This is a genomic window from Actinopolyspora sp. BKK2 (genome assembly GCF_011291845.1).
Taxonomy (GTDB): Bacteria; Actinomycetota; Actinomycetes; order Mycobacteriales; family Pseudonocardiaceae; genus Actinopolyspora; species Actinopolyspora saharensis.
The window spans coordinates 48,358-73,392 of the sequence record NZ_JAANTE010000014.1 but is presented as its reverse complement, the minus strand read 5'-3'; the positions used below and the strand labels follow the sequence as shown (position 1 = coordinate 73,392).

Annotated in this window: 17 protein-coding genes and 1 pseudogene; 13 read left to right on the top strand and 5 right to left on the bottom strand. The window is 69.1% G+C overall.

The annotated features are described in order from the left end of the window. Nucleotides 1–120 precede the first annotated feature (120 nt). On the bottom strand, nucleotides 121–441 hold the full coding sequence (locus G9Q41_RS20975) for a co-chaperone GroES (RefSeq protein ID WP_092525227.1): 321 nt from the start codon (nucleotides 439–441) through the stop codon (nucleotides 121–123). A gap of 145 nt (nucleotides 442–586) precedes the next feature. Next, entirely contained in the window at nucleotides 587–2,470 is a 1,884-nt protein-coding gene (locus tag G9Q41_RS20970; protein WP_165633104.1) for an NHL domain-containing thioredoxin family protein, read from the bottom strand. A gap of 246 nt (nucleotides 2,471–2,716) precedes the next feature. Between G9Q41_RS20970 and G9Q41_RS20965 the strand changes: the two genes are divergently transcribed. The 5 genes from G9Q41_RS20965 to G9Q41_RS21645 are packed head-to-tail and all read left to right on the top strand — an operon-like array spanning nucleotide 2,717 to nucleotide 10,328. After that, nucleotides 2,717–3,100: a hypothetical protein gene (locus G9Q41_RS20965; RefSeq protein WP_165633103.1), complete on the top strand. Its 384-nt coding sequence runs from the start codon at nucleotides 2,717–2,719 to the stop codon at nucleotides 3,098–3,100. Continuing rightward, complete coding sequence (locus tag G9Q41_RS20960; protein WP_165633102.1) at nucleotides 3,097–6,813, top strand: AAA domain-containing protein; 3,717 nt, start codon at nucleotides 3,097–3,099, stop codon at nucleotides 6,811–6,813. The genes G9Q41_RS20965 and G9Q41_RS20960 overlap by 4 nt, the downstream gene beginning before the upstream one ends. A 34-nt stretch (nucleotides 6,814–6,847) precedes the next feature. Then, nucleotides 6,848–7,717 carry a VWA domain-containing protein gene (locus G9Q41_RS20955; protein ID WP_165633101.1) on the top strand — a complete coding sequence of 290 codons (870 nt, stop codon included), beginning with the start codon at nucleotides 6,848–6,850 and terminating at the stop codon, nucleotides 7,715–7,717. 38 nt (nucleotides 7,718–7,755) lie between these two features. Then, the gene (locus G9Q41_RS20950; protein WP_165638178.1) at nucleotides 7,756–8,442 is read left to right on the top strand and encodes a protein phosphatase 2C domain-containing protein; all 687 of its coding nucleotides are present in this window, start codon (nucleotides 7,756–7,758) and stop codon (nucleotides 8,440–8,442) included. Beyond that, the gene (locus tag G9Q41_RS21645; protein WP_207631142.1) at nucleotides 8,439–10,328 is read left to right on the top strand and encodes a hypothetical protein; all 1,890 of its coding nucleotides are present in this window, start codon (nucleotides 8,439–8,441) and stop codon (nucleotides 10,326–10,328) included. Before G9Q41_RS20950 ends, G9Q41_RS21645 begins: the two co-directional genes overlap by 4 nt. 26 nt (nucleotides 10,329–10,354) lie before the next feature. Here the strand turns inward: G9Q41_RS21645 and G9Q41_RS20940 are convergent. Beyond that, a pseudogene (locus tag G9Q41_RS20940) lies at nucleotides 10,355–10,857 on the bottom strand (hypothetical protein); the annotation flags it as partial. Nucleotides 10,858–10,950: 93 nt separating this feature from the next. On the opposite strand from G9Q41_RS20940, the gene G9Q41_RS20935 reads away from it, so the two are divergent. From G9Q41_RS20935 to G9Q41_RS20905, 7 genes are all read left to right on the top strand, one after another. Further along, a complete protein-coding gene (locus G9Q41_RS20935) occupies nucleotides 10,951–12,759 on the top strand; it encodes a thiamine pyrophosphate-requiring protein (protein WP_165633099.1) in 1,809 nt (602 codons plus the stop codon). Beyond that, nucleotides 12,759–15,893 (top strand): FAD-binding and (Fe-S)-binding domain-containing protein, encoded by a 3,135-nt coding sequence (locus tag G9Q41_RS20930; RefSeq protein ID WP_165633098.1) that lies wholly within the window; start codon nucleotides 12,759–12,761, stop codon nucleotides 15,891–15,893. Before G9Q41_RS20935 ends, G9Q41_RS20930 begins: the two co-directional genes overlap by 1 nt. Continuing rightward, a complete protein-coding gene (locus G9Q41_RS20925) occupies nucleotides 15,890–16,912 on the top strand; it encodes an SDR family oxidoreductase (protein ID WP_165633097.1) in 1,023 nt (340 codons plus the stop codon). The genes G9Q41_RS20930 and G9Q41_RS20925 overlap by 4 nt, the downstream gene beginning before the upstream one ends. A gap of 128 nt (nucleotides 16,913–17,040) precedes the next feature. After that, nucleotides 17,041–17,322: a hypothetical protein gene (locus tag G9Q41_RS20920; protein WP_165633096.1), complete on the top strand. Its 282-nt coding sequence runs from the start codon at nucleotides 17,041–17,043 to the stop codon at nucleotides 17,320–17,322. Nucleotides 17,323–17,324: 2 nt separating this feature from the next. Beyond that, a complete protein-coding gene (locus G9Q41_RS20915; protein WP_165633095.1) occupies nucleotides 17,325–18,302 on the top strand; it encodes a TIGR03557 family F420-dependent LLM class oxidoreductase in 978 nt (325 codons plus the stop codon). Between the two features lie 157 nt (nucleotides 18,303–18,459). After that, nucleotides 18,460–19,215, top strand: a complete 756-nt coding sequence (locus G9Q41_RS20910; protein WP_092525203.1) for an OBAP family protein — start codon at nucleotides 18,460–18,462, stop codon at nucleotides 19,213–19,215. A 54-nt stretch (nucleotides 19,216–19,269) separates the two neighbouring features. After that, nucleotides 19,270–20,805 (top strand): AI-2E family transporter, encoded by a 1,536-nt coding sequence (locus G9Q41_RS20905; protein WP_165633094.1) that lies wholly within the window; start codon nucleotides 19,270–19,272, stop codon nucleotides 20,803–20,805. A 250-nt stretch (nucleotides 20,806–21,055) separates the two neighbouring features. Here the strand turns inward: G9Q41_RS20905 and G9Q41_RS20900 are convergent, their stop codons facing one another. Further along, on the bottom strand, nucleotides 21,056–21,274 hold the full coding sequence (locus G9Q41_RS20900) for a hypothetical protein (RefSeq protein WP_092525197.1): 219 nt from the start codon (nucleotides 21,272–21,274) through the stop codon (nucleotides 21,056–21,058). 964 nt (nucleotides 21,275–22,238) lie between these two features. Continuing rightward, complete coding sequence (locus G9Q41_RS20895) at nucleotides 22,239–23,516, bottom strand: acetyl-CoA C-acetyltransferase (protein WP_165633093.1); 1,278 nt, start codon at nucleotides 23,514–23,516, stop codon at nucleotides 22,239–22,241. Between the two features lie 135 nt (nucleotides 23,517–23,651). Here G9Q41_RS20895 and G9Q41_RS20890 point away from each other — a divergent pair, with 135 nt between their 5' ends. After that, complete coding sequence (locus tag G9Q41_RS20890) at nucleotides 23,652–24,989, top strand: 3-oxoacyl-ACP reductase (RefSeq protein WP_165633092.1); 1,338 nt, start codon at nucleotides 23,652–23,654, stop codon at nucleotides 24,987–24,989. The last annotated feature ends 46 nt before the right edge of the window (nucleotides 24,990–25,035 follow it).

Genomic DNA, 25,035 nt, shown 5'->3' with positions numbered 1-25,035 from the left:
ACAGCAGCCAGCCGACCACCATCACCGGTACAGCCCGGCTGCGGGGCATTCCACTGCTTCCGACCTGATCCTACGTGCGGTCAGCCGCACGAGGGCCGCATCGAACCGGGCGCACCTCGATCAAAGATACAGTCCGGTCCCCTGTTCGGTCTGCTCGGAAGCCACGGCGTGCAGGTCTCGCTCCCGAAGCACCAGGTAGATATCACCCTGAACCTCGACCTCGTACTGCTCCTCGGGGTTGAACAGCACCTGGTCCCCGGCCTGGACACTCCGCACGTGACTGCCCACGCCGTAGACCTCGCCCCAGAGCAGCCTCTTGGCCACCTGGGCGGTCGCCGGGATGACGATGCCGCCGCTACTGCGACGTTCACCGGATTCTTCGGAGACCCGCACCATGACTCGGTCATGCAGCATCTGGATCTCAAGCTTGGCATCGGTCACCCGGAAAGTTTACGCGCCGCGTCGAACCGACCGAGACCGCAGGGCTTCCTCGAGGCCCTGCCCGGCTGGAACACCGTTCACCCCGCGGTGTTCCTCCCTCGGCCGGGGCGACGCGGCGCTGCGCACTCCACGCGGACGGCGGGGGTCACTGCGCGTCGAGACCGCCCATGACCAGCGGAAGCCTGTCCGCTCCATCGGGGGTGACCCGCACCGGCACGCCCCAGTCCTGCCTGGTCAACCGGCAGGCCGGGTGCTCGACGCCGCTGTCGTCATCGCAGCTGGCCGCCTGCGCCACCACGTGCAGGACCCCGTGCTCGAAGCCGTCGCCCAGCACCAGCCTCCTGCTCAGCCCGGTCCCGGAGCCTGCTCCGGAGAGCAGCATCCCCTCCGGGGAGGAGCTCACCTCCAGGCGAGTCGACGGGCCGTACCGCTCGTCCAGCTTCTGCCCCGGGGGCGGGTCGAACACCACGACGAGTTCCACCTCTCCCGGTCCGATCTCGGTGGCCGGGCGGGCCACCCGCTGCGAGGCCCCTTCCACCAGCCGCGCGGTGACTCCGGGCGGAACCGGACGCTCCAGCCGGTGCGCGGCACCGGCCACCACCACCAGCTCGCCTTCCGAGGTGATCGCCCCCGAGGGTTCGGCCACCTCGGTGGCCAGGGTGGAAACCGCGTCGCTGTCCGGCTCGTAGCGGCGGATAGCGCCGTTGTAGGTGTCGCAGATCGCCACCGTCCCGTCGGGCAGCACAGCGACCCCGAGCGGGTGCTGCAGCAGGGCCTCGGGAGCGGGCCCGTCCGCGTGCCCGAAGTCGAACAGCCCCTTGCCGACGGCGGTGCGCACCTCGAAGCCGTCCGAGGTGGGCCGCACCCACCGCAACGCGGAGGTCTCGGAGTCGACGAGCCAGAGCCTGTCGTCGCCCTCCGACTCCGGCTCGCCCCGATCGACGGCGAGCCCGGAGGTCTGGGCGAAGAAGGCCTCGTCGAGGGGGCCGTCGCGCAGCCCTTCCACCGTGGTCCCGCCGAAGCGGGAGACGGCGCCCTCGAGCGGGTCGAAGAGCCCCAGGGTGTGGTTGCCCGCCATCGCGATCACCACGCCCCCGGCGCGCTCCCACCAGGCCACGTCCCACGGGCTGGTCAGCGCGGTGCTCAGCGCGGGTCCGGTGTGCTCTTCGTCACGCCACTGCCGCCCCGTGCCCGCCACGGTGCTGACCGCGCCGTCGGCCAGCCGGACACCGCGCAGCAGGTGGTTCACCGTGTCGGCGACGACCACGTCGTAGCCCACCTTGGCCGCGACGTGCTCAGGGAGCAGCGTCATCCCACCGGGTTCGCGGAAGGAGGCCGCGTCCGGGTCGCCGTCCGCGGCTCCGCGCGAGCCGTTCCCGATGCGGCGCAGCGGGGTCTCGCCGTCGGCGGCGAACTCGACCAGCGAGTGGCGGGCCGAGTCGGCGACCAGCATCGTGCCGCCTTCCAGGCCGAGCACCTTGCTCGGGTAGCGCAGCGTGGTGTCCGGTTTCTCCTCCACGACGCGCGGACCGCTGCCCCGGTGCAGGGTGCCGCGCGCGTCGTGCTCGGCCACCAGGTCCGTGATGATCCTGCGCAGCGCCTCGGCGTGCCCCTCCCCCGCCGCTTCGTGCACCACGTAGCCCTCGGGGTCGACCAGCACCAGCGTCGGCCACGCCTTCACCGCGTAGTCGCGCCACGTGGCCAGCTCGGGGTCGTCGAGCACCGGGTGATCCACCTCGTAGCGTTCGACGGCCGCTGCCAGCGCGTCGGCGTCGGCCTCGTGCTCGAACTTGGGCGAGTGCACCCCGATGGTGACCAGCTCCTCGGCGAACTCGCGTTCCAGCGGACGCAGCTCGTCGAGCACGTGCAGGCAGTTGATGCAGCAGAACGCCCAGAAGTCCAGCAACACGATCTTTCCGCGCAGGTCGGCCAGCCGCAGCTGCTCGCCGCCCGTGTTCAACCATGCCCGCCCGGTCGGCTCGGGAGCGCGGACGCGGGCGCGTCGGGGAGTGTGCTGCTCGGTGCTCATACGCACAGTCAACAACAACGGGTAGCGGGGGTGTTCCCGGAGGGGCGCTCGGGTGGCGGACGACTCACCCGGCCCGGCAGCGGGCGGGCAGGACACAGCAGAAGAGCCACACACTCGACCGCACCCCGTGACGAGTGACACAGCAAGATCGGCGGGTTCGCGCGCTCGATCCGCTCAAAAGCGGGACACGGATACGCACGGTTTTAATACACTCGCGCTCCGCAACAACGATCTTTGGGGGAGTGCTTGTCTTCCGAACCCGCTCTCAGGCTCCGGGTGCCCGCCGACGGCGACTCCGTTCTCGAAGAACGGCTCGTACGGTCGCTGCGTTCCGAGCTGGACGAGGTGACGAGTGTGGACACGCGGATCGCCGCCGATCCGGCGTCCGCTCCGACAGGCGCCAAGGCCGGTGCCGCACTCGGGGAGATCGCCCTGTGGGTGGCGCTGGGAACAGTGGGCAAAGACACCGTCTCCGTGGTGCTGGAAAGCATCCGCGCCTGGTCGGCCAAACAGCACGATCGCATCGTCCACCTCCGCACCAAGGACGGCGCGGAGTACCAGCTCCCACCGGACATGGACGAGACCCAGCAGCACCTGGTCAACAAGATCCTGGAGAACGAGCGCTCGTGAGTAACCATTTGTACAAGCGGGCACTGCTCATAGGCACCGAGAGCTACGAAGACACCGAGCTGATTGATCTGCGGTGCACAAGAGCGGACACCGCGCAGCTGCGGCAGGTACTGGCGCACCCGGCGATCGGGGCTTTCCACGACGTGGACACCGCCACCGACCCGACTGCTGCGGAGATGTCCCGGAGGATCTCCGATTTCCTGGGCAAACTCGGCTCCGAGGACCTGGCGCTGCTCTACATAAGCGGTCACGGCACACGCACACCGTCCGACGGGGAGTTCTTCTTCCTCGCTTCCGACACCGACAGCTCCCGCGTCGAGGACACCGGGGTAGGTGCATCCTTCGTCAACGAGTGCTTGGAGCTGTGCGCCGCACCGCAGAAAGTCGCCATGCTGGACTGCTGCTACAGCGGCGGCTACAGCATGGGTATGCGCACCCGGGCCGCCAAGTCCACGGGGCGGTCCTCCAAGCTACTCAAGAGCCGTGGCGTCTACGTCGTCTCCTCCTCGGGGCCGGACGAAGTGTCCTGGGGAGAAGCCGAGTCGTCATCCGATCCCTCTCCGTCCGCGTTCACCGGCGAAGTGGTCGATGCGCTGCGCACAGGACGCGGAGACACCGACAACGACGGTGTGGTCTCCGTGGACGAGCTGTTCCAACACGTCAACGACCGGCTGCGGCTACGCGAGTTCGCGTCCGAGCAAATCCCCACGATCTCTTCGGACAAGGTCAACACGAGGATCGAGCTGGCGAGCGCATACGCGGGACCTCCGCTGGAGGAGGCCCGCACACCATCCGCGGAAGAGATGAAATCAGGAGAGCGGTCCGTGGAGACGAGCTCGAGTTCGAGCACCTCATGGTCCGTGCTGCTGGACTACTACAGCCGATGCCTGCGAGGCGGCGGGGCCGAGATGCCGCTGATGAACGTCGACCAGTCCGACGAGCGGTACGTGTGTCTCACCGGAACCGAGCGGCTGCTTTCTGGAGACCTGGACGAGAGCGGAGCGCTCGCCGTACCGGACGAGGCCGCTCCCTTCGTGGAACAGACCGTTCAGGAGGGCGCGGAGTTCTGGTACGGCTATCCGGCCGTAGTGCTGCGCCACGGGCCCGACGGAGCGGAGTATCGATCACCTCGGTTCGCGCCGTTGTTCATCCGACGCGTGCAGCTCGTTTCGAACGACGAAGGCGACGGGCGTCTCGAACCCCAGGGCGAGGTCCGGCCGCACCCGGAGCTGGCACGCCAGGTCGTGGGAGACGAGGCGGCCGCCGAACTCCAGAAGACCTTCTACTCCCATTGGCGAGGTGGTATGCACAGCCAACTCGCGCAGGAGATCAGTTATTACCTCCGGGAGGAGTTCCAGCTCCGGGAAGTCGAACCACTGCGCCCGTCCGAGTTGAAGTCGAGCATCGACACCGGGACTCCGGCCGAGGGCGCGCGCAACGCGGCCGTCCTGTTCTCCGTTCCTCCTGCCAATCGCGCGAACAATGGTCTTCTCCAGGACCTCGACAAAATCTCCGCGGAGGAGACGGAGAGGATCAAGAGCACGGCGCTGCGACCGCTACTCACCGGTGAGGCCGACCGGCTGGAAAAGGCCGGCCAGTGGAAACGGGTAACACCGCTGCCCCTGAGCGAGCGACAGGAGGAGGTCCTGTCCTCGGCTATGGAACGAACTCTCACGGTAGCTACCGGTCCTCCCGGAACGGGCAAGAGTCAGCTCGTGGCCAACCTGGTGGCCACGGCGGTGACCAACCGGCAGTCCGTTTTGGTGAGTTCCACCAACAATCGTGCCGTGGACGAGGTGTGGCAACGCTGTGAACGTCTTGTTCCCGGGTCACTGATTCGCACCGGCAGCGCCTACGGGAAGCACGACTACAGGGAAGCTGAGCGGGAAGGTCTTCAGAAGCTACTCACGGGGAACAGGCCGAACAGCAACCGCACCACGGCCCTAGCGAAGCTCGAGCAGGCCAACACCGCACTGGACAACACCATGAAGGACATCGCGGCCAAGTCCGAGCACGAGAAAGAACTGCTGTCGTTGTCCAAGCAGCGCGCGGAAATCGCCGAAGAGATCGGAGGCACGACTTCGAGCCTGTCCCGCGACCTCGGCGAGAGCGCCGATCTCGACGCGCTCGCCCGCAGGGCGAAACGTGTCGCCAAGGCGCGGTGGTTCGGACGTCGACGTCGTGCGCGGTTCCTGCGCAAGAAGCTCGGCTGGGAAGCCGAAGCCTCCCGAGAACTGTGTGAATCGATCGGTCTGTTGGCCGCTGTCGAGAAGCAGTGGCGTACCAAAGCGGCGCGCGCGGAAGACCTCCCCGGAGACGACGCGCAACAGGTGGAGCTGGATCGAGCGAATGCGGAAGTGCGCGAGCGGTCCCAGCGGATGCTCGAACAGGGCATCGCCGAGTCATCCGATGAGGGGCGACAGGCCATTCTCGCGCTGACGCAGTCCAAACAGGGTGGCGATTGGTCCGAGCTCCGTGCCGCATTGCGACACGTGCGTGGATGGGCGGTGACCAATCACAGCGTGCGCCGCTTTCCGTACTCACCGGGACTGTTCGACCTCGTGATCGTGGACGAGTCCAGCCAGTGCTCCATCCCGCAAGTACTTCCGGCGCTCTACCGGGCCAAGCGTGCGCTGATCATCGGTGATCCGATGCAGCTCGCCCCGGTCGTAACACTCACCCAGTCGGGTGAGGACGAAGCACGCCGTGAAACAGGCGTCGACGGAGGCTGGCTGGAGGAACAGCGCCGGACCTATCATCGGCATTCCGCGTTCCACGCATTCCGCAAGATCTCCGGCGGAAGCCTGCTGCTGGACGAGCACTTCCGCTGCCACCCGCGCATCGCAGCCGTGTCCAACGAGAACTTCTACGGGCGCCAGCTCACAGTATTGACCGATGTGCGGAAGCAGCGACGCCTCGATCGTGCTCCCGTGATGTGGTCACACGTCTCGGGACGCGCGCAGCAACAACGCGACGGATCATGGACGAATCGGGAGGAGGTCTCCCGCGTTCAAGACTCGGTGCGGTACCTGCTGGAGCAATTGCCCGCCGATGGCGATGTGGGCGTCGTAACCCCCTTCACGGCGCAGGCGAAGCTGCTGCACCAGTGGTGCGAAGACGACGAGCGCGTCCAGATCGGAACCGTACATCAGTTCCAGGGTTCCGAACGGGACGCGATCGTGTTCTCCCTGGTAGCCGGCCCTGGAATGCGACCGGGCACCCTGAGGTGGCTCAACAGCCAGCGGAACCTGTGGAACGTGGCGATCAGCCGGGCACGCTCTCACCTCATCGTGGTCGGTGACCGCGACGAGTGGCGCGCTCAAGGCGGCATCGGTGGACGGATCGCGGAGATCGCCGAAGGCGCGGACGAGCGTTCGGACGAAGTGGACCCGACCGACGACCAGCTCCTGATGCGGTTGTACACGCTGCTCGACTCCGCGGGATCCGTCGAGTGCTCACTGGCGGAGAAAGTGCGCGGCCACCACACCGATGTGCTGGTCCGCGACGGGAGCGGCACGACTGCCGTGCTGCTCGACCGCGGTTACGACGGGATGCCGCCTGGCCGTCACATGCGGCTGCAGTACGAACGTCGCCGCCTGCTCAACGAACCGGGGGGTGAGCAGACAGCACTTCGCATACCCGGGTGGCGAGTGTTCGACCAGGAGGTCTTCGACAGCGCGAACGGTCTTCACCGCCTTGCCCCGGACAGCTAACGAACCGCACTACGGACGAAGGAGGCCACCCGAGTTGTACGGAGCGGAGATCAACCGCAGGCAGCCAGCGTGCCTGCTGCTGCTCATCGACCAGTCGCACTCGATGTCGGAGTTCTGGGCGGATACCGGAACTTCGAAGGCCCAACAACTCGCCATGGCCGTGAACCGGGTGTTGAGCAGCGCGGTGTTGCAGTGCAGCAAGGGCGACGACCGAGTATATGACTACTTCGAGGTCGGTGTGCTCGGATACGGGCTGGACACCGCTCCCGTGTTGCACGGCACGGACGCCTCCCGCCCCCTCATCCCGGTCAGCGAGGTGGCCGAGAACCCTCGACGTGTCGACGAGGTTCCGCGCAAGATCCCCGACGGTGCGGGTGGGCTCGTGGAGACGACGCTGAACATGCCCGTGTGGGTGGATCCGACCACCAACGGCAAGACACCGATGGTGCAGGCACTGCGCTGGGCCGAGAGCATCGTCGAATCCTGGTGCGCCGCGCACCCGAAGAGCTTCCCTCCAATCGTGCTGAACCTGACTGACGGCATGAGCACGGACGGCGATCCGACCGAGGCAGGTAAGAGTCTGCAGTGCACCGGAACTCAGGACGGAGCGGCACTGCTGTTCAACGCGCACATCTCCGGAGGGCAAGGACAGGAAATCACCTTCCCCGTCGATTCGGGACTGCCGAACGAGCACGCGGAAACACTCTTCCACATTTCCAGTCCGCTTCCCTCATCGATGGCCGAGGCCGCTTCCCAGAGCGGGTACTCCGTCGAGCCGGGGGCACGCGGTTTCCTGTACAACGCCCAGCCCGCGGCCGTCATCGAATTCCTCGACATCGGCACCCGAGCAGCGACCCCATCCGGACTGGCCGAGCTTCCCGCGGGTGGTGACGCCTCGGGATGACGAGAAGGATCGTGGCGCGCTCAACGCGTACCCGTCACGTGGCTCGCACCAAGCAGAAAAAGGGGCGGGCATGGTTCGAGAACGAGGACGCGCACGCGGGGAACGCGGTCCTCGGACGCTACGCCGTCTCCGACGGTGCTTCCACGGCTGCCCGCTCCGAGATTTGGAGTCGCCTGCTCACCCGCTCGTTCGTCTGGGAACAACAGGACCCGTTGTGCGCCGAAAGCTTGGCCGAACTCCGCGCACGCTGGTGGAACGCGGTCTCCGGCACCGCGCTGCCCTGGTACGCGCGGGCGAAGCTGTTGGAAGGCAGCGCCGCGACGTTCCTCGGGCTCTTCCTGGGAGCACAGGAGTTCCACGCACGAGCGGTGGGCGACTCCTGCCTGCTTCACCTGCGTGGAAGCGAGATCCTGACCGCGGGACCACTCGAGCGGGCAGAGCAGTTCAACCGTTCACCCCCTCTGATGTACACACATCCATCGCGGGAGGTGGCGGAAGGTGATGTGTGGGTCTGTGAGGGCGACTACCAACCCGATGACACGTTCGTTCTCGCTACCGATGCGGCCGCGAAGTGTTTGCTGCGCCACCACGAGCGAGACGGAACGGTGTCGCCACTGCCCGAACCCGGTGAGCGGGCCGCAGCGTTCCACGATCGGATAGACGATCTGCGCGCGACAGGAGAGTTGGACAACGATGACACGACAGTGTGTGTGATCCGGACGTGAGACTCCCCCAGCCGATCGACTACCAGCAGGCGGTCCAGCGTCCCGAGGTCACCTTCATCGACACGGTGCTGAGCGCGGGCAGCCCACGGTTGACACCGCTCGGCGCCCCCTGGGCTGCCACCGGTGGTTTCGCGCTCACCTTCGACATCACCTCGGGCGAACAGCGTTTCGCGGTTCGGTGCTTTCACCGGCACGGAAACCACCTGCAGGAACGCTACGCGCGGATCGCGGAGTTCGTCGGCAACAACTCCGACCTGGGGTTCCTGGTGGACGTCGCCTACCTGGCGGAAGGCATCCGCATCGAGGGAAATCCGCTGCCGATCGTGCGGATGCCGTGGATCCGGGGAACACCGCTCAACGCCTGGGTCGAGGACCACGTCGACGACCGCGCCGCGTTGCGACGGGTTCGTGACCAGCTGTCGGACGCGGTGCTGCGGATGCGTCGCCGCGGCGCGGCGCACGGGGACCTGCAACACGGCAACATCCTGGTGCGTTCGGACAACGCGATCAGCCTCGTCGATTACGACGGGATGTTCCTACCAGCGCTGCGCGATTTCGGCGCTCCGGAGAGCGGTCACCGGAACTACCAGCATCCCGACAGGGGCCCCCACTACGACGACTCGCTCGACCTCTTCGCAGCCCACGTGATCGACCTCTCCCTGGCCGCGCTCGAACACGAGCCCGCGCTGCTGGAGGAGTTCAACACCGATCAGAACCTGTTGTTCTCCGCCGACGACTTCGCTGCCCCGGGCAGCTCCGAACTCTTCTCCCGACTGCGGAGATTCCCGGAGTTGACCGAGCCGGCGCGCCGGCTCATGAGGGCGTGCGAGACGGATTTCGACTCGGTACCGAACGTACTGCTCGGCGACGAGCGCACGAGCGCTCAGCCGCGCGCGGCTGAGCTCCGTGGCCCGCACGGTCCACCGGTGCTGCTCGCGCACAACCGTGCCGCACTCGTCGAACGGGAAGGTGATGAAGTCACGATCGTCGGCCGTATCGCGGCCCTCCGCACGACCAACGGGCGCGGCGGAGTACTGGTCACCTTCCTCAATTTCGGCAACTACCGGAACGGCGATTTCACGCTCGTAGCCTTCGACCGCGCCAGCCACGAGCTGCGCACCAGGTTCGGCCCCGAACTGGCGGAGCTGCAGAACGCATGGGTGTCCATGACAGGGTTCGTCCGGCTGTACCAGAGCAAGTGGAGCAAGCTGGTCACTCCGGAGATCGAACTGCGGCGAGCGCGCTCCCTTCTGCTGCTCACCGCTCGGGAGGTCGAGGAGGCCCTCGGTGCGCCCGCCTCGAATTGCGCCTCGGAGGAGTACGTGAACTCCGCCAGAGCAGCCGATTCCATTGACGACGCGCCCTGCGACGACTCCACCGGTGCTGCTCGGCGGGATGACCTCACGACCCCGGCACCGCCGGAGCGGTCGGCACCACCGGAGGGAGCCGGAGGCGCCCCGGCTCGTTCCGCGGGACAGACCGCGGGGGAGGACTTCGAGCGACGAATCAGCGCGCTCTATTCCTCCGCACGGTTCACGCGGGGCGGAGCCGGGTCGGGGGCCACCGAAACCGGTTCGTCCGCGTCCCGCCCCCGCGACACCCGGGACTCCGGGCCTCCGTCGGGCACGACCTCGCAACCGACCGGCGGGGCCACGTCGCCTCCAACGGCGCCTCCGCCAGCCACGCCCTCACCGGCACCGCCTCCGCCGGTGGTTTCACCGCCACCGGCACCACCGGCACCGCCTCCAACGGCGCCACCACCAGCACCGCCTCCACCACCGACACCACCTCCGCCCGTGGTTTCACCGCCACCCGGACATCCGTCGCACCAGCCACCGCGGACGAGCTGGTGGCAACGCCTGCGCCGCTGGCTGGCCGGATCCTGAACGGACGCTCAGTCTTCGAGCGCCCCTCAGGGGACGCGGAACCTCTCGAGATCGGCGCGCCTGACCTCCAGCCCCGGCCTGGACCTGTCCGGCCGCATCAGTCCTCCGAGTTCGGGGACGAGCGCACCGTCGAAGGCGATCCGCTCGATGCGCACGTGGTCGTGGAAGTGCTCGAGGTACCGCAGGTGCCACACGGCAGTCCCCACTTGGGCGCTGACCTGGGGCGCGCAGTGCAGTGACAGCTCCACGCCGCGCGTCGCACAGCGCGGCCGTAGGTCCCGTTGGCGTCCACGAACAGCTGCGGTTGCTCGCCGATGGCCGAGCGGGCCACCGACAGCGGCAGGTCGAGCAGCCGCGCGTGCAGGTCCCACAGCGCGATGTCCACGGCAGAGATCGCCTCCGCCACCACGCCCGGTTTGCCGAGGTTGCGCACGGCCCGCTGCATCGCCTGCCACGACGCGGGCGGAGTCAGGGCGTCCCCGCCCCGGACCACTTCGGAGAGCTCGCCGCGCACGACCGTGGCCGCCGACGGCCGCGCGCACATGCCACTCGCGTTTCACAGCCGCTCACCGGGGGTAACACCAGGACCGCGTCCGTCACCACGTCCGAGGGGGACGAACCCATGCCACAAACGGCCGACTTCATACTGGACCGACTCCGCCAGTGGGGCGTCCACCGGATCTTCGGCTACCCGGGGGACGGGATCAACTCCCTGCTGGGCGCGCTGGACCGCGCCGACGGCGATCCGGAACTGATCCAGCCCAGGCACGAGGAGATGGGCGCCTTCATGGCCACGGCCCACGCCAAGTTCACCGGGGAGCTCGGCTGCTGCATGGCCACGTCGGGCGGTGGAACGATCCACCTGCTCAACGGCCTCTACGACGCCAAGCTCGACCACCAGCCGGTGGTCGCCGTCGTCGGCCAGCAGAAGCGGATCTCGCTCGGCAGCGCCTACCAGCAGGAGATCGACCCGAACACGCTGTACAAGGACGTCTCGGAGTACGTGCAGACCTGCATGCACCCGGCGCAGGCCCGCCAGCTGATCGACAGGGCGTGCAAGGTCGCGCTGGCCAACAGGACGGTCGCCACGGTCATCGTTCCCGAGGACGTGGCGATGGAGGAGCAGCAGACCTCGCCGCCGCGCGTGCACGGCGGCGTCTACACCACGGCAGGCTACGCCGCCTCGCGGACGATCCCGGCCCAGGAGGAGCTGCGCAAGGCCGCCGACGTCCTCAACGAGGGGCAGCGGGTGGCCGTGCTGGTCGGCCAGGGGGCCGCCAAGGCCGCCGACGAGGTCGTCGAGGTGGCCGAGAAGCTGGGGGCGGGCGTGGCCAAGACCTCGTTGGGCCGGGAGGTGCTGCCGGACGACCTGCCCTACGTCACCGGGCCGATCGGCCTGCTCGGCTCCACCGCCAGCCACGAGATGATGATGAACGCCGACACGCTGCTGTTCGTCGGCACAAGCTTCCCCTACGCGGAGTGGTTGCCGCCCGAGGGGCAGTGCAAGGGCGTGGAGATCGACCTCGACGGGCGGATGATGGGCGTCCGCTACCCGATGGACGCCCAGCTCATCGGGGACTCGCGGGAAACGCTGCGCGAGCTCTCCCCGATGCTCGAGCGCAAGCAGGACCGCTCGTGGCGGGAGAGGATCGAGACCGAGGTCGACGAGTGGTGGCGGGTGCTCGACGACCGCGCGCACGACTCGGCCGATCCGCTCAACCCCGAGCTGGTGGTTCACGAGCTGTCCCAACGGCTCCCGGACAACAGCGTGATCACCACCGACGCCGGTTCGGTGGCCAACTGGTGGGCGCGGCACCTCAAGCTGCGCAGGGGGATGTCGGCCTCCCTTTCCGGCAACCTCGCCACGATGGGACCGGGAACGCCCTACGCGATCAGCGCCAAGTTCGCCTATCCGGACCGCCCGTGCATAGCGCTGGTCGGTGACGGCGCGTTCCAGATGAACGGCATGCTGGAACTGATCACCATCAAGCGCTACCTGGACCGGATGAACCGTTCCCCGCTGATCTTCTGCGTGTTCAACAACGGCGACCTCAACCAGGTCACCTGGGAGCAGCGGGCCATGGGCGGTGAGCGGAAGTTCCCCGGCTCGCAGGACATCCCCGACGTGCCCTACGCCGAGTGGGCGAGGTTGCTCGGGTTCACCGGGATCCGCTGCGACAGTCCGGACGAGATCGGCTCGGCCTGGGACCGCGCTCTGCGGGCCGAGGGACCGGTCGTGCTGGAGGCCGTGGTCGACAGCGAGGTCCCCCCGGTTCCGCCGCACATCAAGAGCACGCAGGCCCAGAAGGTGGCCCAGGCGCTGCGCGAAGGCGATCCCCAGACCTGGGGGATCGTCGCCAAGGGCGCCAAGCAGAAGATGCACGAGTTCACCGAGTCGGTCAAAAGCTCGGTGCGGAGCAGGGAACGCTGATGGCGGACGGCAGCGCCACCGTTCCGGCGCACCCGGACGCCCGGTTCTCGGCCGGGATGTTCGGAACGGACGCGGTCAACGTGAAGGGCCTCGAAGCGCAGCTGCGCAGGCACGTTCTCGGGGAGGTGCGCTTCGACTCCGGCACGAGGGCGATGTACGCCAGCGACGCGTCGAACTACCGCCAGGTGCCGCTCGGGGTGGTGCTGCCCGCCACGGTCGAGGACGTGGTCGCCACGACCGTGGCCTGCCACCGCTACGGGGCACCACTGCTGTCCCGCGGCGGCGGGACGAGCCTGTCCGGCGAGACGGTCAACGTCGCCGTGGTGGTCGACTTCTCCAAGTACCTGACCTCCGCCGGGGAGGTCGACGTCGCGCGGAGGACGGTCACGGCGCAGCCGGGAGTGATCAACGAAGAGCTCAACAGGAGCACCGGGGAGCGCGGGCTCGTCTTCGGCCCGGACCCGTCCTCGCACTCCAGGTGCACCATAGGCGGCAACATCGGGAACAACTCCTGCGGCATCCACTCGGTGCAGGCCCACTTCCACGGTCCCGGCCCCCGCACCTCCGACAACGTGCGGGAGCTGGAGGTGCTCACCTACGACGGCGAGCGGTTCCGGGTGGGCACCGACGAGGAGCAGGTCCTCGACGAGATCGTCGCGGCGGGCGGGCGCAAGGGCGAGATCTACGCCGCGCTGCACGAGCTCAGGGACCGCTACGCCGCCGACATCAGGGCAGGCTTCCCCGCGGTGGACGAGCTGCCGCGCCGGGTCTCCGGGTTCAACCTCGACGAGCTGCTGCCGGAGAAGGGGTTCAACGTGGCCCGCGCCCTGGTCGGCACCGAGGGAACCTGCGCCACGGTCCTGGACGCCACGCTGCTGCTCACCCCGGCGATGCCCCACCGCACCACCGTGATCGTGGAGTACCCGGACATCGTCGCCGCGGCCGCCGACGTCACCGGGATCAGGCAGTGGGAGCCGATAGGACTGGAGGGGATCGACTCCCGCCTGGTTCGCGATCAGCAGCAGGAACGGATCAACCTGGAAGGGTTGCACGAACTCCCCCGCCTGGGCGGCAACCACGCGTGGCTGATGGTGCAGTTCGGCTCCGACACCGAGGGGCGGGCCCAGCAGCGCGCCGAGCGGTTCGTCGAGTGGTTGCGCACCGAACTCGGCTGCGAGTCCGACCGGATCGTGATCTCCAGGAGCGTGCAGGAGGGCGGCAGCAGCCAGCTGCTGTGGAGCATCCGGGAGAGCGGGCTGGGTGCCACGGCCTTCCCGCCGGGGGAGAAGGACCACTGGCCCGGCTGGGAGGACTCGGCGGTGCCTCCCGAGCATCTCGGCGACTATCTCCGCGAGCTCAGGCAGCTCTACGCCGAGCACGGGCTGCGCGGGGCGATGTACGGCCACTTCGGGGAGGGTTGCGTTCACTCGCGCATCGACTTCGACCTGGTCAGCGCCGAAGGGCTGAGCGACTACCGCGCCTTCATGGAGCGAGCGGCCGACCTGGTCACCTCCTACGGGGGAACGCTGTCCGGCGAGCACGGCGACGGGCAGCAGCGCGGGGAGCTGCTGGAAAAGCAGTACGGCCCGCGGCTCATGGAGGCGATGCGCGAGTTCAAGCGGATCTGGGACCCGGACTGGAAGATGAACCCGGGCAAGGTGGTCGAGGCCTACCGGCTGGACGAGAACCTGCGGCTGGGCGCGAACTACAACCCGGCGCGGCCGGAGGTCAAGCTCGCCTACCCGCAGGACGGAGGGGACTTCGCGCACGCCGCGCTGCGCTGCGTGGGAGTGGGCACCTGCCGCACCCCTTCGGCCGAGCACACCATGTGCCCCAGCTACCAGGTGACCCGCGAGGAGAAGCACACCACCAGGGGACGGGCGCGGCTGCTGTTCGAGATGCTGCGGGGCGAGGTCATCACCGACGGCTGGCAGTCCGGGGAGGTCTCCGAGGCGCTGGACCTGTGCCTGGCCTGCAAGGGATGCACCAGCGACTGTCCGGTGGGTGTGGACATGCCCGCCTACAAGGCCGAGTTCCGCCACCACCACTACCGCTCGCTGCGACGCTGGCGCCCCCGGAACGCCTACGCCCTCGGATTCATCGACCAGGTCGCCCGGTTCGCCGCGCTGATGCCGGGGGCGGTCAACACGGTCACCCGGACGCCGGTGCTGCGCTCGGCGGCCAAGTGGCTCGGCGGGATCGACCAGCGCCGCGAGCTGCCCGGCTTCGCCCCCGTCACCCTGCGGCGCTGGTTCGCCGACCGGGGCGGAACGGCCAACCCGCACGGTCGCCGGGTGCTGCTTTTCCCCGACACCTTCAACGACCACCTGCACACCGACGTCGGGGTGGCCTGCGTGGAAGCGCTGGAGAGCGCGGGGTGGCAGGTGGTCGTGCCCGAGCGGCACGTCTGCTGCGGAAGACCGATGTACGACTACGGCTTCCTCGACGTGGCCCGGAGCTACCTGCGCAACGTGCTGACCGCGCTGCGCGCGGACATCAGGGCCGGCACTCCGGTGGTCGGCATGGAGCCGAGCTGTCTGGCCGTGTTCCGGGACGAGCTGGGCAAGATGCTGCCGCACGACGAGGACGCGGGCAGGCTGGCGGCCAACTCCTACCACTTCGCCGAGTTCTGCCAGCGGTTCGAGCTGCCAGTTCCCAGCACATCCGGCCGCGCACTGCTGTGGGGGCACTGCCACCACCGGGCCACGGGCGGACTCACCCCCGACCAGCGAATGCTGGAGCGGATGGGCTTCGAGGTGGACCCGGTCAGCGGCGGTTGCTGCGGGGTCGCCGGCTCCTGGGGCTACGAGCGGGGCAAGTTCGGGCTCTCGGTGGACTGCGGAGAGCAGGCCCTGCTGCCCGCGGTGCGGGCCGCCGATGAGGACGCGCTCGTCGTCGCCGACGGGTTCTCCTGCCGCGGCCAGATCGAGCAGGTCGGAGGCAGGCGGGCGGTGCACAGCGGGCAGGTGCTGCGGCTGGCGCAGGAGGCTTCCGCGGGTGAACCACCGGCCTGCGGCCCGCCGGCACGGCCACCGGCCGGGGCTGGCACCCGCGCGCTCCGGGCGACGGCGCTGCTCGCCGGAGTCGGCGCGCTCGGTGCCTGCGCGTCCGGTGCGTGGAGGAGGGCGGCATGAGCACGACGACCGGACGCGGAGTGGCCGTGGTCACGGGCGGAACGGCCGGGGTCGGCAGGGCAGCCGTCCGCGCGCTCGCCGCCTCCGGCCACGACGTGGCGGTGCTGGCCAGGGGACGTGCCGGGCTGGACGGCGCAGTGGCCGACGTCGAGGGGGCGGGCCGCAGGGCGCTGGCGCTGCCCACCGACGTCAGCGACCACTCCGCCGTGCGCGCGGCGGCCGGGCGGGTCGAGGAGGCGCTCGGGGAGATCGACGTGTGGGTCAACGCGGCCTTCGTCGGGACGCTGACCTTCGCCACCGACAGCGATCCGAGCGAGTTCCGGCGGGTCACGGAGGTGAGCTACTACGGGCAGGTGCACGGGACCCTGGCCGCGCTGGAGCGGATGCGCCCGCGCGACAGCGGGGTGATCGTCAACGTCGCCTCGGCCATGGCCTACCGGGCGATCCCGCTGCAGGCCGCCTACTGCGGGGCCAAGCACGCGGTGAAGGGCTTCACCGAATCGGTGCGGACCGAACTGGTGCACGAGCGCAGTGCGGTGAAGCTGTGCATGGTGCAGCTGCCCGGGCTGAACACCCCGCAGTTCAACTGGAACGCCTCGCGGATGCCGCGTCATCCGATGCCCGTGCCGCCGATCCACCAGCCCGAACTGGCCGGCAGAGCGATCGCCTTCCTGGCCGAACGTCCGCGGAACAACATGTGGGTGGGGATCTCCACCGCCTACACGATCCTGGGGGAGCGGCTGGCCCCCGAGCTGCTCGACCTCTTCCTCGGGCGCACCGGGGTGGACTCGCAGCAGACCGACCGACAGCTGCCCCGCTGGGGTTCGAACCTGTTCGAACCGCGGGACGAGGAGGTCGATCGGGGCGCGCACGGATCCTTCGACGGGCGGGCTCGCTCCGCGGACCCGGTGCTGTGGATGTCGATGCGCAGGAGGGCGCTGCTGGCGGGGCTGGGTGGGATCGCCACCGCGTGCTCGGCCGTCACCGTCGGGGTGGCGCGCCGGCGCAGCAGGTCCTGAGGCGATCTCGTCGACGCCCCCGCGAGGAGGTGTCGCGGCCCGGAGGCAGCGGGTACCCGCCGGGAGACCGCACCCGCCGGGCCGGGACCGGTTCGGCGCACCGAATCCCTTCGAACCTGGAGGTCGCTATGAGCGAGCAGGTCGACGTTCTTAGGTTGGGCGAACGCAGGTACGCCGCCGAAGTGCACGAGGGTGAGCAGACCACCGAGCACCGGGTGACCTTCGGGCAGGACACGCTGGAGGACCTGACCTCCCCGCCTCCCGCGGAGAACGAGGTGGTCGCGGAGTCGGTGCGTTACCTGCTGGAGAAGGAGCCCTCCACCTCGCTGCCGCACGACATCGACCTCGGCGAGATACGCAACAGGGACGAGGAATTCATCCCCGAACTGCGCGCGCGACTCGGAGGCTGATCATGGTTGGAATCGGCTACACGCTGCTGACGGAGCAGTCCGGTCCGCGCTCGCTGGTGGAGCACTCGGCGTCGGCGGAACGGGCGGGGTTCGACTTCGAGGTGATCAGTGATCACACCTTCCCCTGGCTGACGCCGCAGGGACACTCGCCCTACGCCTGGAGCGTCCTGGGCGCGGTCGCCCAGGTGACCAGCGACGTCGAGTTGATGACCTACGTGACGGCTCCGACCATGCGGTACCACCCGGCCGTGGTGGCCCAGAAGGCCGCCACCGTGGGGCTGTTGTCCAGGGACCGGTTCCTGCTCGGTCTGGGTGCGGGCGAGAACCTCAACGAGCACCTCCTCGGACGGGGGTGGCCGCCGGTGAACGTGCGCCACGAGATGCTCTCGGAGGCACTGGAGATCATCTCCGGGTTGTTCGACGGCGGCAGCCTCGACTACCTCGGCAGGCACTACCGGGTGGACTCCGCGAAGCTGTGGGACCTGCCGGACAGGCGGGTTCCCATCGGCACCGCGGTCTCGGGCTCGCAGTCGGTTCGGCGGTTCGCACCGGCCGCCGACGCGATGATCGCGGTGGAGCCCCAGGAATCGTTCTGCCGCGAGTGGGACCAGTCATCCGGCGGATCGGGCGACCGCAAGATCGGCCAACTGCCCATCTGCTGGGACCCTGACCGCGCCGCGGCCACGGAACGCGCCCACGAGCAGTTCAGCTGGTTCGCGGGCGGGTGGAAGGTCAACTCCGAGCTACCGAGCCCTCAGTCCTTCGCCGCGGCCACGCAGTACGTGCGCCCGGAGGACGTGGCCGCAGCGATCCCGTGCGGTCCGGACGTGGAACCGATCGTGAAGTCGGTGTCCGCCTTCTGGCAGGCGGGCTTCACCGACGTGGCGCTGGTTCAGGTGGGCGTCGACAAGGACCCGGCCGGGTTCTTCGCGTTCGCGAGCAACGAGCTGCTGCCCGCGCTGCGTTCCGCCGCGCCGTGAGATCCGCAGCGACGTGCCCCCGGCCCGAGGCGCGTCCCGGCGGGGCCGGTGACCGGAGCCGGACGACCCTTCCGGTGCGGAAGCTGCCCCGCACCGGAGCGGGGAGCCGAGCGCTCCGTCCGGTGGGCCCCACCACGTGAGCAGGAGGCCGCTGCCGATGGTGAAACCGTTCGCCCGAAAACGACGTCCGCCCGTCACCGCCGCGGGCGGCCCCACGAGCGCGCTGCGCTCGGTGCTCGCGACCGGAGCCCGCCTGCTGCAGAGCAGCGATCCGCTGCGGGGGTTCGACGTCTACGTGGTCGGGTTCCACTGCGCCAAGGGCGAACCCGGCTCCCAGATGGAGGCCCACCACTACTGCAAGGTCGTCAACGACGACCTGCTCCAGTGCGTGCTGTTCGACGGCAACACCGGGGACGCCAACCTGGTCGGCGTCGAGTACATCGTCTCGGCTCACCTGTTCGGAACCCTGCCGGAACGGGAGAGGCCCTACTGGCACCCGCACAACTTCGAGGTTCTCTCCGGACAGCTGATCGCGCCCGGCCTGCCGCGGATCGCGGAGAAGGAGCTCATGAGGCTGCTGATGAACTCCTACGGCAAGACGTGGCACACCTGGCACACGGGACGTCACGACGGCGAGCCGGCAGCGGCGCTTCCAGTGGACGAGCCGAAGCTGATGTGGTCGTTCAACCGGGAGGGCGAGTGCAGCCCGGAGCTGTCCCGGCACCGGGACCGGGCCATGCGTCTCGACACGGCGTCCAGGGCCGCGCACCGGCGGAGCCTGCTGCCGATGGCACATCCACAGCGCGGGGTGGACGAGATGGCAGGGCAGTTCACCGGCACTCGGCCCGTTCCCGGTGTCGTCGACGAGCGCACCGCGGAACCGGGTCGCCGGGCGACCGAGAACCCCGGGTGACCGGCCCGGACGGGTTCGGCGTGTGGCCGGAGCCGCGCGGGGCACTTCTCTCCCGTGGAGGGTTCGCAGGACCCGCGACGCGGCAGCGCCCGGTTGTTGCTGGTCTCGGCCCCGGATCCTGGGACATGCGCAGGAGGCGAGGCCGCACACCCCGCGGCACGGCGCAACATCGAATCCGGTGAGCAGGTGGTCGACGACCGGCTGAACGAGGAGGACGAGACCAAGCACGTACTGAGCGAGCTCCACAAACTGGGCGTGGACCACGCGGACTTCGACTCCAAGTTCGACTCGCTGGCCGATTCCGTCAGGGCGCAGGCCGACCGGCAGGAGCACGAGGAGTTCGCCCACCGGGCGGCAGGTGCTCCGGGGAACGGCGCGCGGACCGGGTCACGTGCGGTCCGCGCCGGTTGGTGGCCCTCCTGCCCGCCGGGTCAGGTGACCACCGAGCCGGTGACTTCCCGACCCGTTTCCGCTGCGCGGGACGTGGGTACTCCGCACCAGATGACCGGTTCCGCGGGAGACGACGACCGGACCGGGGCGGAGCGCGGCTTCGCCCTGCTCGCCACGTGGTCGATGCGCTGGCTGCTGATCGCGCTCGCGCTCTGGGCGCTGTTCCAAGCCGGCAGGCCCGTCACGGGAATTCTCGTGCCCGTGGCCATCGCGATCCTGCTGGCCGCCCTGCTCGGGCCCGTGGTGCGGCAGCTGCGCGGTTGGGGTTGGCCGCGTTGGCTGGCCGCGGTGACGGTGCTGCTGGGTGGGCTGGCGCTGGTGGGCGGCGTGGTCGGTTTCGTCGTGATGTCCTTTCTGGCCGGACTGCCCGATCTGCTCCGCCAGCTGACCACGGTGGTGCGTTCCCTGCACGAGTGGGCCGTGCACGGTCCGCTCGGACTGGCCCCGGAGCGGATCGGCTGGCTGCAGCAGGAGGCGCTCGGCTGGCTGCAGCAAAACCAGCAGCAGCTGACCCAGGGGGTGATGTCGACCGTTTTCACCCTCGGTTCGCTGCTCACGAGCGCGCTGCTCGTGGTGTTCTCCCTCGTGTTCTTCCTGTACGAGGGTGAGCGCCTGTGGCGCAGGACCTGCGGGGTGCTGCCGGAGCGCCACCGGGAGCGCGTCGCAGGGGCGGGTCGGGACGTGTTCCGCTCGCTGACCGCCTACACCCGCGCCACGACCGTGGTCGCGATCGCCGACGCCATCGGGATCGGGATCGGGCTGTTCGCCCTCGGCGTCCCGTTGGCCGGGCCGCTCACCGCGCTGGTCTTCCTCGGGGGATTCCTGCCCGTGCTCGGGGCGCTGGTGTCCGGGGTCATCGCGGTGCTGATCACCCTGGTGACCAAGGGTCTGGTCACGGCGGTCATCGTGTTGGCGATCGTGGTGGTGGTGCAGCAGTTGGAGGGCAACGTGCTGCAACCGTGGCTGGTCGGGGACGCCGCCCGGGTTCACCCGCTGGTCGTCGTGCTGGCCGTGACCGCGGGCGGGCTCGTGACCGGGGTGATCGGGGCGCTGCTGGCCGTGCCCGTGGTCATAACCGTCCGCTGCGTGTTCCTCGCGCTGGTTCCGCACGAGGAGTCCGAGCAGCAGAGCTCGGGGTGAGGTTGAACCTCCCGGTGCGGAGCGGCTCCTGATCCGCGGAGCCCACCGGCCCGGGCGGCTCGCCCGCACCGGCCCGATGCGAGCAAGATTTCAGGAAATTCCAAGAAATTCCGAAACTGATTCTCAGCGAAAATTAATTCGTCCGGGCGCTACCGTGCTCCCGCAGCGCGGAGCACGGCAGGCCCCGATTCGCGAAAACCGTTCCGAGTCGTTCTTCGTCCGACTCGGGCCGCCGAACGGCCGCATCGCTTCAGTATCGCTCGGCTCCGGCGGTCTCCCCCGGTGCTGTCGACTCGCCCGCTGTCTCCAGGACGGGTTCACCGGAGCCGGAAACCCCTTCCGCGCTCGCCCCGCCCTTCATCGAGGAAGAACTGCTGACCTGGGGGGACACTCGGCGATCGCTCACATAGAACACGCTGGCCGCCAAGATGGGCAGCAGCGCCCCCATCATCACAATCGCGGTGTTCATGGTGCCTCTCCTTAGGGCTGTCCGAGACCGCACGTGATCCTTTGATCACCCACGGTAGTAATACTTGGGCTGCGGCATCGCCCTGCGGGGCAGGGAAATGTCAGTTATCGGACTCGTCGCTCGCGCGACGAAGAGACACCTCGTCCGGCGGCGTGGAAACCACCCGTTGGGCGAGGAAGTTTCGAAATGCTCATCCACCGTGGACCGAAGAATGAGCAAGGGGGTGTGGCGACCCCGTGATGCTGCCAGGTCGGGGGTCCGACAGCATCACGGAGTCACCCCGTTCATCGTGCCTGTACATCAAAGCGTTACACCATCGACATGATGTGATCTAAGACACATTATTGATCGTGCGTGCAACGCCGCGACGAGCACTCCGAACGACTGGCACGGAACGTGTTCGACCATGTCCGCCGAGTCGGAACGGCCGATCACGAAACCCCGCCACTCGGGCTCTCACCACTGCTCGGAACCAACGAGGCGGGGGCGAGCGCGCATTCCCGGAGAGGACGAAAGGGGTGAACCGTGACGATTCGCCCCGCCGCGCGCCGAGGGCGGGACACAGTGGACTGATCGGTGAAGTCGCTGTTCGGCGATCATCCCCTCCCCGACCGCCGGCTGTCGGCAAGCGGTGCCGCAGCGCGGACCGAACAGCCGAGATCCGACCGGGAACCTCCGATCAGGTCCACCACCGCGAGCACTTCCGATCCCGAGCAACCGGCACCGCCGCGGGGCAACCGGGCCGCCACGAAACCCGGACGGGAACTCCCGACCAGGGCCTCACCCCAACGCGAGCGCTTTGAGCCTACGCAGCCCGACCGACCGCGGGTTCTCAGTCGAGTGCCCGGCGAGGACAGCCTCGACGTTGTGTAGGTCGCTACCCGATGTCGAGGATCCCGCAGCCGGGCGCCGACTGAGGTTCCGCCAAGCGACCCACCAAGCAAAAGGAGCCGCCGACCCACACTCATCGTTCGACGATCGCGGTAATCCCCTGCCCACCAGCCGCGCAGATCGAGATCAACCCGCGCCCGGAACCGCTCTCGGCCAGCAGCTTGGCCAGCGTGGCGACGATCCGCCCGCCCGTGGCCGCGAAGGGGTGGCCCGCGGCCAGCGAGGATCCGTTCACGTTCAACCGGTCGGTGTCGATCTCGCCCAGCGGCTCGCTCCGGCCGAGACGCCGGGAGCAGAACTCCCGGTCCTGCCAGGCCTTCAGCGTGCACAGCACCTGCGAGGCGAAGGCCTCGTGCATCTCGTAGAAGTCGAACTGGTCGAGCGTGTTGCCCGCGCGGTCCAGCAGCTCGGGAACCGCGTAGGCGGGGGCCATCAGCAGGCCCTCGTCACCGCTGACGTAGTCCACGGCCCCGGAGACGAAGTCCTCGAGGTAGGCGAGCACGGGCAGTCGGTGGTGATTCGCCCACTCCTCGCTGGCCAGCAGCACCGTGGACGCGCCGTCGGAGAGCGGGGTGGAGTTGCCCGCGGTCATGGTGGCCTGCTCGCCGCGCCCGAACACCGGTTCGAGCTTGGCCAGCTTCTCCTCCGAGGAGTCCGGGCGCAGGTTCTGGTCGCGGGACAGCCCTTGGAAGGGCGTGATCAGGTCGTCGAAGAAGCCCCGTTCGTAGGCGTCCGCGAGGCGCTGGTGGCTGCGCGCGGCGAGCTCGTCCTGCTCGGCCCGCCCCACCTGCCAGGCGGCTGCCGTCCTGGCGGCGTGCTCGCCCATGGAGAGCCCGGTGCGCGGTTCCGCGTTGCGCGGGATCCCCGGGACGACGTGCTGGGGTCGCACCCCGCTCAGCGCGCGCAGCTTTCCACCCGGTCCCTTGGCGTGGTTGGCGCGCAGCAGCACCCGGCGCAGCTCGTCGTTGAGCTCTATCGGTGCGTCGCTGGCCGAGTCCACTCCTCCGGCGATCCCCGACTCGAGCTGGCCGAGCGCGATCTTGTTGGCGATCGAGACGACGGTTTCCAGACCGGTCGCGCAGGCCATCTGGACGTCGTGCGCGGGGGTGCGCGGGTCGAGGCCCGAGCCGAGCACGACCTCGCGGGCCAGGTTGAAGTCGCGGCTGTGCTTGAGCACGGCCCCGGCCGCGAACTCCCCGACCCGTTGCCCGGACAGCCCGTGGCGTGCCAGCAGCCCGTCGAGGGCGGCCGTGAGCATGTCCTGGTTGGACGCGTGCGCGTACGGGCCGCCCGCTCGCGCGAACGGGATCCGGTTCCCTCCGACGACGGCGACACGGCGAGTTGTGGACATGCCCGACTCCTTCGCGGAAGCTGATCAACGAATACCGGCACCAGGAAGGTTCCCGGCCTGCTGGCAACTTAACCTACCGACGGGTAGCTTATGCGTCGAGTGCTGGACCACGCGCGTCGTTGAGGAGTCTCAGTCATGGCCGACCCGTACAGCAAGCTCGTCTCCGCGCAGTTCGGACGGCGCTTGGCCGGACGTCTCGGGCTGCCAGCCCCGACCCCGCTGCGCAGGTACCGCCCCGGCGACCCCGTCGTCTCCGGACCGGTGCTGCTCGGCGCGGCCGAGGGATCCCGGCTCGGCCCCTCGCTCACGCGGACCCTCGAGGCGGTGCGCGCGGAGGTCCACGAGACCCCGGCCGAGGACGAGCGCTACGCCGGACTGGTCTTCGACGCCACCGGAATCACGGACAGCACCCGGCTGGGGCAGCTGCGCGACTTCTTCTCCCCGGTGATCCGCCGGACGGCCCGCTGCGGAAGGCTGATCGTGCTCGGAACCCCACCGGAGGAGATCGAGGACCCGGCGGAGCGGACCGCGCAACGCGCGCTGGAGGGCTTCGTGCGGACCGCGGGCAAGGAACTCAAGGGCGGTGCGACCGCCCAGCTCGTCCACGTCTCGCGCGGCGGGGAGGAGGCCGTCGACTCCACACTGCGGTTCCTGCTGTCGGCCAAGTCCGCCTTCGTCTCCGGGCAGGTGATCCGCGTCGGGGCGCGGCGGACCGGGGAGGCCGACGGGCAGCAACCACTGCGCGGGAAGGTCGCGCTGGTCACCGGCGCTTCCCGCGGCATAGGGGCTTCGATCGCCGAGACCCTCGCCCGCGACGGGGCCCACGTGGTGTGCCTGGACGTCCCGGCCCAGGGCGAGGACCTGGCGAAGGTGGCCAACCGGATCGGTGGTTCGGCGCTGCAGCTCGACATCACCGCGCAGGACGCCCCGCAGCGCGTCGTCGAGCACTTCACCGAGCGCCACGAGGGTCTCGACGTCGTGGTGCACAACGCGGGTATCACCCGGGACAAGACCATCGGGCGCATGAGCGCGGAGAGGTGGGAGCCGGTGCTCGCGGTCAACCTGGCGGCGCAGGAACGCCTCAACGCCGCGCTGCTCGCGGACTCCTCACCGCTGCGCAGGGGAGGAAGGCTCATCGGGGTGGCCTCGATAAGCGGTATAGCGGGCAACGTCGGTCAGGCGAACTACGCCACCTCGAAAGCCGGGGTGATCGGCCACGTGCAAGCGCTCGCGGAGCGCGCGGCCGAACGCGGCGTGACGATCAACGCCGTGGCGCCCGGTTTCATCGAGACCGCGATGACGGCGGCCGTCCCGCTGGTGATCCGCGAGGCGGGCAGGCGGATGAACAGCCTCGCGCAGGGCGGGTTGCCGATCGACGTGGCCGAGACGGTCGCCTTCTACGCCGATCCCGGATCCGACGGGGTCAACGGCAACGTGATCCGGGTGTGCGGGCAGAGCATGCTGGGCGGCTGACCCGCGGCGCCAGGGGGAGGGACGCAACTCCTCCGGTGGTGCTCGC

Coding starts and splice junctions, on each gene's coding strand:
- G9Q41_RS20970 (WP_165633104.1), bottom strand. CDS start 2,470: ATGAGCACCGAGCAGCACACTCCCCGACGCGCCCGCGTCCGCGCTCCC.
- G9Q41_RS20935 (WP_165633099.1), top strand. CDS start 10,951: ATGCCACAAACGGCCGACTTCATACTGGACCGACTCCGCCAGTGGGGC.
- G9Q41_RS20930 (WP_165633098.1), top strand. CDS start 12,759: ATGGCGGACGGCAGCGCCACCGTTCCGGCGCACCCGGACGCCCGGTTC.
- G9Q41_RS20925 (WP_165633097.1), top strand. CDS start 15,890: ATGAGCACGACGACCGGACGCGGAGTGGCCGTGGTCACGGGCGGAACG.
- G9Q41_RS20920 (WP_165633096.1), top strand. CDS start 17,041: ATGAGCGAGCAGGTCGACGTTCTTAGGTTGGGCGAACGCAGGTACGCC.
- G9Q41_RS20915 (WP_165633095.1), top strand. CDS start 17,325: ATGGTTGGAATCGGCTACACGCTGCTGACGGAGCAGTCCGGTCCGCGC.
- G9Q41_RS20910 (WP_092525203.1), top strand. CDS start 18,460: ATGGTGAAACCGTTCGCCCGAAAACGACGTCCGCCCGTCACCGCCGCG.
- G9Q41_RS20900 (WP_092525197.1), bottom strand. CDS start 21,274: ATGAACACCGCGATTGTGATGATGGGGGCGCTGCTGCCCATCTTGGCG.
- G9Q41_RS20895 (WP_165633093.1), bottom strand. CDS start 23,516: ATGTCCACAACTCGCCGTGTCGCCGTCGTCGGAGGGAACCGGATCCCG.
- G9Q41_RS20890 (WP_165633092.1), top strand. CDS start 23,652: ATGGCCGACCCGTACAGCAAGCTCGTCTCCGCGCAGTTCGGACGGCGC.